This is a genomic window from Microbacterium sp. NPDC064942 (assembly GCF_049545525.1).
GTDB lineage: Bacteria > Actinomycetota > Actinomycetes > Actinomycetales > Microbacteriaceae > Microbacterium > Microbacterium gawkjiense.
Window position 1 is genome coordinate 22,273 of record NZ_JBMWDR010000011.1, and the last position, 12,464, is coordinate 34,736.

Consider the following 12,464-nt stretch of genomic DNA (forward strand, 5'->3'; position numbering starts at 1 on the left):
TGCTTCGTTCGTCGCGCCGGTGCAGGGCGCGGACGTCTCAGTGGGTGATGAGCTTCGAGAGGAAGTCCTTCGCGCGGTCGCTCTTCGGGTTCGTGAAGAACTCCTGCGGTGCGGCCTCCTCGACGATCTGGCCGTCCGCCATGAAGACCACGCGGTCAGCCGCCTTGCGGGCGAAGCCCATCTCGTGGGTGACGACGATCATCGTCATCCCGTCCTGCGCGAGGCCGACCATGACGTCGAGGACCTCGTTGATCATCTCGGGGTCGAGCGCGGACGTCGGCTCGTCGAAGAGCATCACCTTCGGCTTCATCGCGAGCGCACGGGCGATCGCCACGCGCTGCTGCTGGCCGCCGGAGAGCTGCGCGGGCAGTTTGTCGGCCTGGTGGCCGACGCCCACGCGGTCGAGCAGCTCACGAGCGAGCTTCTCGGCATCCGCCTTCTTCATGCCCTTCACCTTGATCGGCCCGAGCGTCACGTTGTCGAGGATCGTCAGGTGCGAGAACAGGTTGAAGGACTGGAAGACCATGCCGACGTCGGCACGGAGCGCGGCGAGTGCCTTACCCTCCGCAGGGAGATCGGCTCCGTCGATCGTGATGCGGCCGCTGGTGATCGTCTCGAGACGGTTGATCGTGCGGCAGAGCGTCGACTTGCCGGACCCCGACGGGCCGACCACGACGACGACCTCGCCGCGGTTCACCGACAGGTTGATGTCGGTGAGCGCCTGGAAGTCGCCGTAGTGCTTCTGCACGTCGGACATGACGACGAGCGGCTCGCCTCGACGAACGTCGATGTTCGACGTGCGCGGCGCGGGATCGGCAGCAGGAGTGGTCATGGAACTCACCCTAGGCAACGCCCGCCCCGGTGAACGAGCGGATGCCGCGGGGTTTACAGTTCCGTAATCAACCCTCGAGAATGGTCGCTTCAGGTCGCGCGCTGCGCGAAAGCCGATTCGTAGAGGCAGACGCTCGCCGCCGTCGCGAGATTCAGCGACTCGGCGCGGCCGTAGATGGGCAGCCGGAGCGACAGGTCCACGAGCTGGAGGGCGTCCTCGTCGAGTCCGCGCGCCTCGTTCCCGAAGACCCACGCGGTCGGTTCCGCCAGGGTCGCCCGGTGGTCGACGAAGTCCTCTCCCCCGACGTCGGCCGCGACGATGCGCAGACCCGCGGAGCGTGCCCGCCCCGTCGCATCCGCGAGGTCCACCCCCACCGCGACGGGCAGGTGGAAGAGCGAACCGGTCGTCGCGCGGACGACCTTGGGGTTGAAGGGGTCCACCGTGCGCCCGGTGAGGATGACCGCGTCGGCACCGACGGCATCCGCTGCTCGGATGATCGTCCCGAGGTTGCCCGGGTCGCGCACCTCCTCGCAGATCACGATGAGGCGGGGCTCGCCGCCGAAGACGTCGCGCACCGAGGTCGGGACCTGGCGGGCGACGGCCACGATGCCCTGGGGCGTCACCGTGTCGGCCATGGCGTCGATGACCTGCTCGCTCGAGAAGGCCACCTCGACACCGGCATCGGATGCCGCATCGCGGATGTCCTGATGCTTGTCCCATGCCGTCGGGGTCGCATACAGCTCGAGCAGGGTGTCCGGCCGCCAGAGCAGAGCCTCCCGGGCGGCCTGCGGGCCCTCGAGGAGGTAGAGGCCGGTCTCCTGCCGCGCCGTGCGCTTCGTCAGCTTCGCGACCGCGCGGACGCGCGGTGAACGTGGGTTCTCGAGCACGCTCTCAGTGTAGGGCGGCGCGCGGCGAGCACCGGCATCCGGGTACGCGAAAAGGCGCCCTCCGAAGAGGACGCCTTTTCACGGATGCTGAGGCGATCAGGCCTTGGGGGCGTTGACGTCGGCCGGCAGCGCAGCCTTCGCCGTGGCGACGAGCGACGCGAAGACGGCCGGCTCGTTGACCGCGAGCTCGGCGAGCATGCGGCGGTCGACCTGGACACCCGCGAGGCCGAGGCCCTGGATGAAGCGGTTGTACGTGATGCCGTTCTGGCGGGCAGCGGCGTTGATGCGCTGGATCCAGAGGCGACGGAAGTCGCCCTTGCGCTTGCGACGGTCGCGGTACGCGTAGACGAGCGAGTGGGTGACCTGCTCCTTCGCCTTGCGGTACAGACGCGAACGCTGTCCGCGGTAACCGGAGGCGCGCTCGAGGATGACGCGACGCTTCTTGTGGGCGTTGACAGCCCGCTTGACTCTAGCCATTTCTTCTACTTCCTAGGGTGTTGCGTCGGCGCTCAGAGGCCGAGGAGCTTCTTGGCGACCTTGGCGTCGCCGGGAGCCAGGATCTTGTCGGCGGACAGGCGGCGGGTGCGCTTCGTGGGCTTGCCCTCGAAGTTGTGACGGAGGTTCGCCTGCTGCTTCTTGATCTTTCCGCTGCCGGTGACCTTGAAGCGCTTCTTGGCGCCCGAGTGGGTCTTCTGCTTGGGCATATCTCTTCCTTCGTTGTGGTTCCCGCCGGGCGGGGGTCTGGGGCCGCTTACTCCGCCGGAGCGGAGGCGGGGGTCTCGTCGGCCTGACCGGTGCGCGCCTCGCGGGCGGCCTGCTTCGTCGCGGCGCGGGCCGCGTTCTGCTCGGTCTTGACCTCGGACTTGTTCTTGTGGGGAGCCACCACCATCACCATGTTGCGGCCGTCGATCGTGGGGTTGGACTCCACGGTGCCGAACTCGGCGACGTCCTCCGCGAACTTGCGGAGCAGACGCACACCCTGCTCGGGACGCGACTGCTCGCGACCGCGGAACAGGATCATCGCCTTCACCTTGTCGCCGGCCTGGAGGAAGCCCTCCGCGCGCTTGAGCTTGGTGATGTAGTCGTGCGCCTCGATCTTCAGACGGAACCGGACCTCCTTGAGGACGGTGTTCGCCTGATTGCGCCGCGCTTCCTTGGCCTTCTGCGCAGCCTCGTACTTGAACTTGCCGTAATCCATGATCTTGACCACGGGGGGCTTCGAGTTCGGGGCTACCTCGACGAGATCGAGGTCGGCCTCCTGGGCCAGGCGCATGGCCACCTCGATGCGGACGACGCCGACCTGCTCACCCGCGGGTCCGACGAGGCGGACCTCGGGGACGCGGATGCGGTCATTGGTGCGGGGATCGCTGATGCGGAACTCCTCTTTCGTGCGGTGGACGGCCTCCGGTGACACGGAAATGTGTCGCCGGGCGGAAGATCGTCACGTCCACCCCGCACGATGCACGCATCGGCGTTCTGTGTTCTGCACCCTGGACAACCTCGCGGAACGAGGCGGAGTGCGGGACCCGGTAGCCTGGAGCGGCAAGCGCGGGTGGGATGTGATCCTCTTTCGACACGGAGCAGAACACTCCGGTGCCCGCAGAAGTCTAGCAGAGAGCAGCACGTGAGCACTATTCCGGCCGACCACAGCGACCACGACCCCGAGCGCCTCTCGCGCTGGGACGAGCAGGAGCGCGTCGCGCAGTCCGCCACGCGGGACATCGCGGACGTCCCCGCCGTCGAGGTGATCACGACCACCTCGGTGCACCTCATGAGCGCCGCGGCCGTGAAGCTCGGCCTCGCCGACGACCCCGACACCCAGAAGGACCTCGACGAGGCGCGCAAGCTCATCAACGCCCTCGCCGGCCTCATCACCGCCGCCGCCCCCGAGGTGAGCGACATGCACGCCCGATCCCTCCGCGACGGGCTGCGCACACTGCAGCTCGCCTTCCGCGAGGCATCCAGCATCCCCGACCCGATCGGCAAGGGGCCCGGCGAGAAGTGGACCGGCCCCGTCACCTGACGATCAGGCGCGCACGAGTTTGACCGTCAGCGAGTCCACCAGGACCGCGACGCGGTCATCCGCGGCCCATCGCGAAGCCAGACGCTGCAGGATCGCGTCGAGCGCCGCCTGATCCAGGCCGTCCACGAGGTGGAGACTGACGATCAGCTCCGGACCGCGCAGCCGCGAGTGCGGGTCGCCCGTCGCAACGGACAGGTCGAGCACGCCGAGCTCGGTGCCGATCGACTCCTGCAGGCCGGCGAACACCTCGGGCGAGGTGTGCGGCGGCTCCCAGCTCTGCCCCTGACCGATCGCCCAGACCGCCGGACGACGCAGGACGAACTCGGTCTCACTGCCGGGGTCGATCACGATGAGGTCGGTGTCGTCCGCGGCGGCCGACAGCGCCGTGCGGACGCCGTCGGCGGGGACCGGACGGGCCGCGGCATCCCACCGAGACATCGCCTGCACGGACGAGAACACCGGCAGGACGCGGCGGCCGTCGGGCGCGGCGACGGTGACGATCGAGAGCTCCTGCGTCTTGTCGACGGTGAGGCCCGTCGGGCCGACACCCTCATCGCCCTTCTCGGCGACGAGGGGGATCAGCAGGCGTGCCGTGCGATACGCGTCGACGACCGCCGCGGCATCCCCCTCCCCCGCGTGGAACGCGGTGAGCGCGGCCAGCAGCGCGGGGTCGGCGCAGCCGTCGTCGCCGCTGTGGGGGTTGGGCTGGAAGCTCCGCCCCTCCCAGGGCACGCCGGCGGAATCCGCCGAGTGCGCGTGCGGGTCAGTGTCCGGCGACATCCAGCGCCTCGGCCAGCGTGAACGCGCCGGCGTACAGGGCCTTGCCGACGATGGCGCCCTCGACGCCGAGGGGGACGAGTTCGCGCAGCGCCGCGATGTCGTCGAGGCTCGAGATGCCACCGGAGGCGACGACGGGCTTGTCGGTGCGGACGGCGACCTCGCGCAGCAGCTCGATGTTCGGGCCCTGCAGCGTGCCGTCCTTCGTCACGTCGGTGAGGACGTAGCGGCTGCACCCGGCATCCTCGAGGCGGTCCAGCACCTGCCACAGGTCACCGCCGTCGCGGGTCCATCCGCGCGCCGCGAGCGTGGTGCCCCGGACGTCGAGGCCGACGGCGATCGCCTCGCCGTAGCGCAGGATGACGTCGGCCGCCCACTCCGGGTTCTCGAGCGCCGCGGTGCCGAGGTTGATGCGCGTGGCACCGGAGTCGAGCGCCGCGTCGAGCGATTCGTCGTCGCGGATGCCGCCCGAGAGCTCGACCTTCACCCCGCGGAGCGACTTGATGACCTTGCGCAGCAGGGTCGCGTTCGACCCGCGACCGAACGCGGCGTCGAGGTCGACGAGGTGGATCCACTCGGCCCCCTGGCGCGCCCACTCCTGGGCTGCGTCGACGGGGTCGCCATAGCTCGTCTCGGTGCCGGCCTCACCCTGCGTCAGTCGGACGGCCTTGCCGTCGGCGACGTCCACAGCGGGCAGCAGGATCAGTTCGGGCGTGGATGCGAATTCGTTCATGGCTCCGGGTGGGACGATGTGCGCACCGGGCGCGCGCACAGAGGGACACGTTACTAGGACGCGGGAAGCGACCCGATCCAGTTCGACAGCAGACGGATGCCGGCCGCGCCCGACTTCTCGGGGTGAAACTGCGTCGCCGACAGCGGGCCGTTCTCGACGGCGGCGAGGAACGGCGCCCCGTAATCGCACCAGGTGAGCACCGGCTCGCGGAACGGCTTGATGACGTCGAGGGTCCAGTCCTGTGCGCCGTAGGAGTGCACGAAGTAGAAGCGTTCGTCCTCGAGTCCGGCGAAGAGCGTCGACCCCTCGCCGGCGCGGACGGTGTTCCAGCCCATGTGGGGCAGCACCGGTGCCTGCAGCTCGGTGACCGCGCCCGGCCACTCCCCCAGCCCCTCGGTGTCGACACCGCGTTCGACGCCCAGCTCGAACATCACCTGCATCCCGACGCAGATGCCGAGGACCGGCATCCCCCCGGCGAGACGGCGACCGATGAGCTCGTCGCCGCGGCTCGCGCGCAAGGCCGACATGACGGCGGAGAAGGCCCCGACGCCCGGGACGAGGAGTCCGGCGGCGTCGGCGATCAGGCCGCGATCCTTCGTCAGCCGCGCATCGGCGCCCGCTTCGCTGAGCGCCTTGACGGCCGAGTGGACGTTGCCGGAGCCGTAGTCGAGGACCGCGACGAGCGGTGCATCCGTCACAGGGCGCCCTTGGTGCTCGGGATGCCGGCGACGAGGGGATCGAGCGCCTTCGCCTGGCGGAACGCGCGGGCGAAGGCCTTGTACTCCGCCTCGGCGATGTGGTGCGGATCGCGGCCGGCGACGAGGGTCACGTGCATGGTCAGGCCGGCGTGGAAGGCGATCGCCTCGAAGGTGTGGCGCACGAGCGAGCCGGTGAAGTGGCCGCCGATCAGGTGGAACTCGTAGCCCGCCGGCTCACCGGAGTGGACGAGGTAGGGCCGGCCGCTGATGTCGACGACCGCCTGCGCCAGCGCCTCGTCGAGCGGCACGAGCGCATCGCCGTACCGCGAGATGCCGGACTTGTCGCCGAGTGCCTGACGGATCGCCTGGCCGAGCACGATGGCCGTGTCCTCGACGGTGTGGTGCGCGTCGATGTGGGTGTCGCCCGTCGCGCGGACCGTCAGGTCTGTGAGCGAGTGCTTCGCGAACGCCGTGAGCAGGTGGTCGAAGAACGGCACGGTCGTGTCGATCGTGCTCCGACCGGTGCCGTCGAGGTCGAGCTCGAGCTCGATGGTCGACTCGCTGGTCGCCCGCCGGACGGAGGCGGTGCGGGGCGCAGGGGTGCTCATGCCCCGAGTCTACCGAGGCATGATGGGCCGACCGCGCCCGTGACGGAGTCGGCTCAGAGGGAGGCGAGCGCCTCGAGGAACGCCGTCGACTCCTCTTCGCTGCCCGCCGTGACGCGGAGGGTGTGCGGCAGGCCGACGTCGCGGATGAGGACGCCGCGGTCGTAGAGACCCTGCCAGGTCGCCGCCGGGTCGTCCACGCCCCCGAAGAGGACGAAATTGGACCAGCTCTCGTACGGCGAGTACCCGAGCGCCGACAGGGTCGCCGAGATGCGGTCGCGCTGCGCGACGATGTCATCGACCATGCGGAGCATCGTCGGGGCGTGGCGGAGGGCGGCCGTGGCCGCGGCCTGGGTGAGTGCGCTGAGGTGATACGGCAGGCGCACCAGGCGGAGCGCGTCGATGAGCGCGGGATCGGCGGCGAGGTAGCCCACGCGCGCCCCGGCGAAGGCGAAGGCCTTGCTCATCGTGCGCGACACGACGAGACGCTCGCGGTCGTGAAGCAGCGTGAGCGCGGACGGCTCGTCGCGCGGGGCGAACTCCCGGTACGCCTCGTCGACGATCACGATGCCCCGGGAGGCCTCGTAGACGGCCTCGATGACCTCGAGCGACAGCGGCGTGCCGGTGGGGTTGTTCGGTGTGCAGAGGAAGACCACGTCCGGCTGCGCGCGTTCTATCTGCTCGGCGGCATCCGCTGCGGACAGGGTGAAGTCGTCGCCGCGCGTACCGCTCACGTAGGTGGCGCCCGTGGCGCCCGTGAGCAGCGGGTACATGGAGTACGTCGGCGCGAACCCGAAGGCCGAGCGCCCCGGCCCACCGAACGCCTGCAGGATGTGCTGGAGGACCTCGTTCGACCCGTTGGCCGCCCAGATCTGATCCGGTTCGAGACCGTGGCCCAGGTAATCCGCGAACCCCTCGCGCAGAGCCGTGAACTCACGGTCGGGGTAGCGGTTGATGTCGCGCAGCGCCTGCGCGATGCCGTCGAGGATGTCGTCCGCGACCTCTTCGGGAACCGGGTGGGTGTTCTCGTTGACGTTGAGCGTCACGGGCAGCGACGCCTGCGGGGCGCCGTAGGGGATCTTGCCGCGCAGGTCGTCGCGGAGGGGGAGGTCGTCGAGACTGGCACTCACCCCGCCATCGTAGGACGTGGCGCGGCCTTACTCGCCCGCCTGCGCCGAGTAGGTGGCCGGGATCGCGATCGACTGACCGGCGTCCACCGCGGAGGACGACAGCGCGTTGAGGCGGACGATCGCGTCGATGACGTCGCGCGGGTCGCTGTCGGGCGCGATGTCCTGCGCGATGCTCCACAGCGATTCGCCGGGCATCACGGTCACGGTGTCGAAAGACCCCGCGGACGCCCCCGCGTCGCCGCTCGCGAGAGCACCCCCGCTGGAGAGGATGCCGACGCCCAGAGCGACGACCACGGGCAGTGCGGCGAGCGTGGCGAGGACACGGCGACCTCGCGTGGTCATCCGAAGGCGCGTGCGCACGACAGGCGCAGTCGCGGTGGTGATGGTGATCGCGGTGCTGGTGGTCGCGGTGATCGAGTTCATGGTGTCCTCCTCGGGGTGACCCCGGTCAGATGAGATCTTCGCCCCCGCCCGTCGGCCGGGACGGACGGGTGCGAAGTTCTCTTCCGAATCTATCTTCGAAGTTCGTAGACTGTCAAGGGTGCGGTTGTCCGCAGATCGATCGAAGACGACACGCGGTCGGCTACGGGACGATCCGATCGACACCGGATACGGTTTCGATGACCAGAGCCCATCACCAACTTCCGACATTCGAAGGCGAGTGCCCCCGGAGGGACCCCGGGGTGACGAAAGGAACGACATGAGCGACAAGCCGCAGACGCGTCGGCGCAAGAGCCTGAGCGACAAGCAGCTCGCCATCCTCGAGGTGATCCAGCGCTCCATCGCCCGTCACGGATACCCGCCGAGCATGCGCGAGATCGGCGACGCCGTCGGCCTCAAGTCGCTCTCGAGCGTCACCCATCAGCTCAACCAGCTCGAGCTGAGCGGCTACCTCCGTCGCGACCCCGGCAAGACGCGCGCCATGGAGGTCCTCATCGACCTGCCGGGCTCGGCGGGCGAGAACCCGGCGGACGTCGCCCCGAGCGTCGGCGACGCGGCGATGGTGCCGCTGGTCGGCCGCATCGCCGCCGGCGTCCCCATCACCGCCGACCAGCAGGTCGAGGAGATCTTCCCCCTCCCCCGTCAGCTCGTCGGCAAGGGCGAACTGTTCATGCTGAAGGTCTCGGGCGACTCGATGATCGACGCCGCGATCTGCGACGGCGACTGGGTCGTCGTCCGCTCGCAGGCCACCGCCGACAACGGCGAGATCGTCGCCGCCATGCTCGACGGCGAGGCGACGGTGAAGACCTTCCGCCAGCGCGACGGTCACACGTGGCTGCTCCCCCGCAACTCGGCCTTCGAGCCGATCCTCGGCGACGACGCAGTCGTCCTGGGCAAGGTCGTCGCGGTCCTGCGCGCCGTGTGACGGCGCGCAACGAAGAGAGGGGATGCCGGGCGGCATCCCCTCTCTTCGTTGCGGCGTCAGACCCCGGCGCGGACCGCGCGAGCCGCCGCGACGATGTGGCGGAGGGAGGCGACCGTCTCGTCGTACCCGCGCGTCTTCAGACCGCAGTCCGGGTTCACCCACAGGCGACGGACGTCGAGCTCCGCGACGGCGCGCTCGAGCAGCGACGACACCTCGTCGACGGACGGCACGCGCGGCGAGTGGATGTCGTAGACGCCCGGTCCGATGCCGAGGGCGAATCCGGATGCCGCCACCTCCGAGATGACCTCGCCCCGACTGCGAGCGGCCTCGATCGACGTGACGTCGGCATCGAGCGCCGCGATCGCGTCGATCACGACCCCGAACTCGGAGTAGCAGAGGTGCGTGTGGATCTGGGTCTCGTCGGCGGCGCCCGCGGTGGCGAGCCGGAAGGACCCGACCGACCAGTCGAGGTACGCCGGCTGATCGGCGGTCCGCAGCGGCAGGAGCTCCCGGAGCGCCGGCTCGTCGACCTGCACGATCGCGATGCCCGCCCGCTCGAGGTCGGCGATCTCGTCGCGGAGCGCGAGGGCGACCTGGTCGGCCGTCTCGCCGAGCGGCTGGTCGTCGCGGACGAAGGACCAGGCGAGGATCGTGACGGGTCCGGTCAGCATGCCCTTGACGGGCGCGGCGGACAGCGACTGCGCGTAGGCCGCCCACGGCACCGTGATGGGTGCGGGGCGCGAGACGTCCCCCCACAGGATCGACGGGCGCGTCGCGCGGGAGCCGTAGGACTGCACCCACCCGTTGCGGGTGACGGCGAACCCGTCGAGGTTCTCGGCGAAGTACTGCACCATGTCGTTGCGCTCGGGCTCGCCGTGCACGAGGACGTCGAGCCCGATGTCCTCCTGCAGAGCGATGACGCGCGCGATCTCGTCGCGGAGGAACCCTTCGTAGGTCGCCTCGTCGATCTCGCCGCGCGTCGCGCGGGCGCGCGCCCGGCGGATCTCGGCGGTCTGCGGGAAGGATCCGATCGTGGTCGTCGGGAGCGCCGGCAGACCCAGCACCGCGTCCTGTGCGGCGGAACGCACCTCGAACGGGGTGCGGGATCGGTCTGCCGGGGTGAGCCCGCCGGCACGGGCGCGGACGGCGCCGTCGCGGACCCCGGGCGCCGAGCGGCGGTCGGCGAGGGCGGCCGTCGCGGCATCCAACTCCCCGGCGATCGCGTCGCGACCATCGGCGAGCCCGCGTGCCAGGGTCGTCACCTGGGAGACCTTCTGATCGGCGAAGGCGAGCCAGGACACGAGGCGGGGATCGAGGTCGGGCTCGTCGGCGAGGTCGTGCGGCACGTGCTGCAGCGACGTCGAGGTGCCGACCGCGACGGCCGCGGCGCCGAGGCCGCCGACCGCGTCGAGCACGTCCGCCGCGCCGGCGAGGTCGCCCCGCCAGACGTTCCGGCCGTCGACGACGCCCGCGACGATCACCTTGTCGTCGAGTCCCGCGACGGGCGACGGCACGCCGCCGCGGGTGAGGTCGATCGCGAGGCCCTCGGCGGCGGAGGCGGCGATCGCGCGCCAGGCGGGCTCGGAGAGCGCGCCGTATCCGGCGGCGACCAGGATCTCGGGACGGTCGCCGGAGGCGGTGAGGACGTCGAGTGAGCGGGCGGCGGCGGTCGCGAGCTCGTCGTCCGAGTACCCGAGCGACTGGCTCACGAGGGCCGGCTCGTCGATCTGCACCCATTGCGCCCCTGCGTCGCGGAGAGCGGCAAGCAGCTCGACGTACACGGGCAGCAGGTCGTCGAGCCGGTCCAGCGGGCGCGTGCCGGGGGCCGCGGCATCCGTCCCTTTCGCGAGGGCGAGGAAGGTGACCGGGCCGACGAGCACCGGACGGGTGACGTATCCGTCCGCGACGGCCTCCGCCACCTGCCGCGCGAACCGATCGCTCGAGAGGGCGAACCGCGTCTCGGGGCCGATCTCGGGCACGAGGTAGTGGTAGTTCGTGTCGAACCACTTCGTCATCTCCAGCGGCGCGGCCTCGCCCACGCCGCGGGCGGCGGCGAACAGGGCCGACAGCGGCACCGACCCGTCCTCCGCACGCAGGTGCGCGAACCGCTCGGGAAGGGCGCCGACGGCCGCGGCGACGTCGAGGACCTGGTCGTAGAAGGAGAACGTCTCGGGGATCGACGAGTCACCGCGACCCAGCCCGAGCTCGGCGAGGCGGGCGCGGGTGGTCCGGCGCAGGTCGGCGGCGACGGACTCGAGTCCCGCCTCGTCGAGCGCGCCGCTCCAGTGGGCCTCGACGGCGCGCTTGAGTTCGCGGCGACGGCCGATGCGGGGGTAGCCGAGGATCGTTCCGGCGGGGAAGGCGGTCATGAGGTCTCCTCTGTCGCGGGGATGATGCCCGCCTCGCGCAGGGTGGCGAGGACGGTGTCGTGATTGTTGAAGGCGTAGAGATGGATGCCGGGGGCACCGCCCGCGAGGACGGCCCGGCAGAGATCGGCGGCGTATCGGACACCGATCTCGCGGCGACCGTCGGCGGTGGGCTCGACGTCGAGGTCGACGGCGAGGGTGCCGGGGACCTGCTCGCCCGTCAGCTCGATGACGCGGCGCAGTCGGGAGGGCGAGGTGATCGGCATGATGCCCGGCAGGATCGGGATCTCGACCCCGGCACTGCGGGCGCGGGCGACGAACGCGAGGTAGTCGTCGGCGTGGAAGAACAACTGGGTGATCGCGAGGGTCGCCCCCGCGGCCTGCTTCGCGAGGAGGGCGTCGATGTGCTCGGCGGGGTACCGCGAGCGCGGGTGGCCGTTGGGGAAGGCGGCGACGGCGATGTCGACGCTCGGCCGCCGCTCGACGCGGGCGGCGCCGGGGACGCCGGGGATGGGCTCCTCGGTGTACGGGGACGTCTCGGCCTGCACGCGGTCGATGAGCTGCACCAGCTGGGCCGCGCTCTCGAGGTCGCCGAGCGCCGCCGCATCCTCTCCGGCTCCCGCCGGCGGATCCCCCCGCAGCGCCAGGAAGGAGCGTATGCCGGCGTCGAGGAACTCGCGGATGAGGGCCGTCGCCTCGGCGTACGAGCTGCCGATGCAGGTCAGGTGCGCCAACGGCTCGACGCGCGTCTCGCGCAGGATGTGCGTGAGCACCTCGAGGGAGCGACCGCCGCCGGAGCCGCCGGCGCCGTAGGTGACGGAGATGAAGGCGGGGTCGACGGCGGCGAGCCGGTCGATCGTCTCGTAGAGGGCGGCGTAGGACGCGTCGCTGCGCGGCGGGTAGACCTCGAACGAGACCGGCACCGTCGTGACCGACGGGGGCTGGATGATCGACATGGCGGTGCTCCGGAGACGGGACGGAAAGGCCTGGCGGCCGCGGACCGCACACACGGGTGCGGGGACATCGCGGGCGGGTGCCGGGCTCGGC

15 protein-coding genes are annotated in these 12,464 nt (G+C 70.8%); 2 read left to right on the forward strand and 13 right to left on the reverse strand.

The window, feature by feature from the left end; genetic code table 11:
- Positions 1 to 37: 37 nt before the first annotated feature.
- The 5 genes from ACPEH2_RS14730 to infC form a co-directional block, all read right to left on the reverse strand.
- Positions 38 to 757, reverse strand: a complete 720-nt coding sequence (locus ACPEH2_RS14730) for an amino acid ABC transporter ATP-binding protein (RefSeq protein ID WP_197471643.1) — start codon at positions 755 to 757, stop codon at positions 38 to 40.
- A 164-nt stretch (positions 758 to 921) separates the two neighbouring features.
- The gene (locus tag ACPEH2_RS14735; RefSeq protein WP_359920826.1) at positions 922 to 1,719 is read right to left on the reverse strand and encodes a TrmH family RNA methyltransferase; all 798 of its coding nucleotides are present in this window, start codon (positions 1,717 to 1,719) and stop codon (positions 922 to 924) included.
- Positions 1,720 to 1,815: 96 nt separating this feature from the next.
- On the reverse strand, positions 1,816 to 2,196 hold the full coding sequence (gene rplT, locus ACPEH2_RS14740) for a 50S ribosomal protein L20 (protein ID WP_064003211.1): 381 nt from the start codon (positions 2,194 to 2,196) through the stop codon (positions 1,816 to 1,818).
- Between the two features lie 32 nt (positions 2,197 to 2,228).
- The gene (gene rpmI / locus ACPEH2_RS14745) at positions 2,229 to 2,423 is read right to left on the reverse strand and encodes a 50S ribosomal protein L35 (protein ID WP_064003210.1); all 195 of its coding nucleotides are present in this window, start codon (positions 2,421 to 2,423) and stop codon (positions 2,229 to 2,231) included.
- A gap of 47 nt (positions 2,424 to 2,470) precedes the next feature.
- Positions 2,471 to 3,133, reverse strand: coding sequence for a translation initiation factor IF-3 (gene infC / locus ACPEH2_RS14750; protein ID WP_082886179.1), 663 nt, complete (start codon positions 3,131 to 3,133; stop codon positions 2,471 to 2,473).
- 210 nt (positions 3,134 to 3,343) lie between these two features.
- Here infC and ACPEH2_RS14755 point away from each other — a divergent pair, with 210 nt between their 5' ends.
- Positions 3,344 to 3,742 (forward strand): DUF1844 domain-containing protein, encoded by a 399-nt coding sequence (locus ACPEH2_RS14755; protein ID WP_064003209.1) that lies wholly within the window; start codon positions 3,344 to 3,346, stop codon positions 3,740 to 3,742.
- Positions 3,743 to 3,745: 3 nt separating this feature from the next.
- On the opposite strand, the gene ACPEH2_RS14760 is transcribed toward ACPEH2_RS14755, so the two are convergent.
- The 6 genes from ACPEH2_RS14760 to ACPEH2_RS14785 are packed head-to-tail and all read right to left on the reverse strand — an operon-like array spanning position 3,746 to position 8,108.
- Entirely contained in the window at positions 3,746 to 4,522 is a 777-nt protein-coding gene (locus ACPEH2_RS14760; protein WP_359920821.1) for an SseB family protein, read from the reverse strand.
- Positions 4,506 to 5,252 carry a bifunctional 1-(5-phosphoribosyl)-5-((5-phosphoribosylamino)methylideneamino)imidazole-4-carboxamide isomerase/phosphoribosylanthranilate isomerase PriA gene (gene priA / locus ACPEH2_RS14765; protein WP_217531364.1) on the reverse strand — a complete coding sequence of 249 codons (747 nt, stop codon included), beginning with the start codon at positions 5,250 to 5,252 and terminating at the stop codon, positions 4,506 to 4,508. Before priA ends, ACPEH2_RS14760 begins: the two co-directional genes overlap by 17 nt.
- A 53-nt stretch (positions 5,253 to 5,305) precedes the next feature.
- Positions 5,306 to 5,950 carry an imidazole glycerol phosphate synthase subunit HisH gene (hisH, locus tag ACPEH2_RS14770; protein WP_217531365.1) on the reverse strand — a complete coding sequence of 215 codons (645 nt, stop codon included), beginning with the start codon at positions 5,948 to 5,950 and terminating at the stop codon, positions 5,306 to 5,308.
- A complete protein-coding gene (hisB, locus tag ACPEH2_RS14775; RefSeq protein ID WP_064003205.1) occupies positions 5,947 to 6,558 on the reverse strand; it encodes an imidazoleglycerol-phosphate dehydratase HisB in 612 nt (203 codons plus the stop codon). The genes hisH and hisB overlap by 4 nt, the downstream gene beginning before the upstream one ends.
- A 53-nt stretch (positions 6,559 to 6,611) precedes the next feature.
- Entirely contained in the window at positions 6,612 to 7,685 is a 1,074-nt protein-coding gene (locus ACPEH2_RS14780; RefSeq protein WP_359920815.1) for a histidinol-phosphate transaminase, read from the reverse strand.
- Positions 7,686 to 7,712: 27 nt separating this feature from the next.
- Positions 7,713 to 8,108 carry a LysM peptidoglycan-binding domain-containing protein gene (locus tag ACPEH2_RS14785; RefSeq protein WP_217531367.1) on the reverse strand — a complete coding sequence of 132 codons (396 nt, stop codon included), beginning with the start codon at positions 8,106 to 8,108 and terminating at the stop codon, positions 7,713 to 7,715.
- A gap of 277 nt (positions 8,109 to 8,385) precedes the next feature.
- On the opposite strand from ACPEH2_RS14785, the gene lexA reads away from it, so the two are divergent.
- Positions 8,386 to 9,051 (forward strand): transcriptional repressor LexA, encoded by a 666-nt coding sequence (gene lexA / locus ACPEH2_RS14790; RefSeq protein WP_064003202.1) that lies wholly within the window; start codon positions 8,386 to 8,388, stop codon positions 9,049 to 9,051.
- Positions 9,052 to 9,107: 56 nt separating this feature from the next.
- Here the strand turns inward: lexA and metE are convergent, their stop codons facing one another.
- The gene (gene metE / locus ACPEH2_RS14795) at positions 9,108 to 11,420 is read right to left on the reverse strand and encodes a 5-methyltetrahydropteroyltriglutamate--homocysteine S-methyltransferase (RefSeq protein ID WP_359920813.1); all 2,313 of its coding nucleotides are present in this window, start codon (positions 11,418 to 11,420) and stop codon (positions 9,108 to 9,110) included.
- Entirely contained in the window at positions 11,417 to 12,373 is a 957-nt protein-coding gene (locus tag ACPEH2_RS14800; protein ID WP_311289786.1) for a methylenetetrahydrofolate reductase, read from the reverse strand. The genes metE and ACPEH2_RS14800 overlap by 4 nt, the downstream gene beginning before the upstream one ends.
- Positions 12,374 to 12,464 lie beyond the last annotated feature (91 nt).

Coding starts and splice junctions, on each gene's coding strand:
- ACPEH2_RS14760 (WP_359920821.1), bottom strand. CDS start 4,522: ATGTCGCCGGACACTGACCCGCACGCGCACTCGGCGGATTCCGCCGGC.
- lexA (WP_064003202.1), top strand. CDS start 8,386: ATGAGCGACAAGCCGCAGACGCGTCGGCGCAAGAGCCTGAGCGACAAG.
- priA (WP_217531364.1), bottom strand. CDS start 5,252: ATGAACGAATTCGCATCCACGCCCGAACTGATCCTGCTGCCCGCTGTG.
- ACPEH2_RS14730 (WP_197471643.1), bottom strand. CDS start 757: ATGTCCGACGTGCAGAAGCACTACGGCGACTTCCAGGCGCTCACCGAC.
- rplT (WP_064003211.1), bottom strand. CDS start 2,196: ATGGCTAGAGTCAAGCGGGCTGTCAACGCCCACAAGAAGCGTCGCGTC.
- rpmI (WP_064003210.1), bottom strand. CDS start 2,423: ATGCCCAAGCAGAAGACCCACTCGGGCGCCAAGAAGCGCTTCAAGGTC.
- ACPEH2_RS14800 (WP_311289786.1), bottom strand. CDS start 12,373: ATGTCGATCATCCAGCCCCCGTCGGTCACGACGGTGCCGGTCTCGTTC.
- metE (WP_359920813.1), bottom strand. CDS start 11,420: ATGACCGCCTTCCCCGCCGGAACGATCCTCGGCTACCCCCGCATCGGC.
- hisB (WP_064003205.1), bottom strand. CDS start 6,558: ATGAGCACCCCTGCGCCCCGCACCGCCTCCGTCCGGCGGGCGACCAGC.
- ACPEH2_RS14785 (WP_217531367.1), bottom strand. CDS start 8,108: ATGAACTCGATCACCGCGACCACCAGCACCGCGATCACCATCACCACC.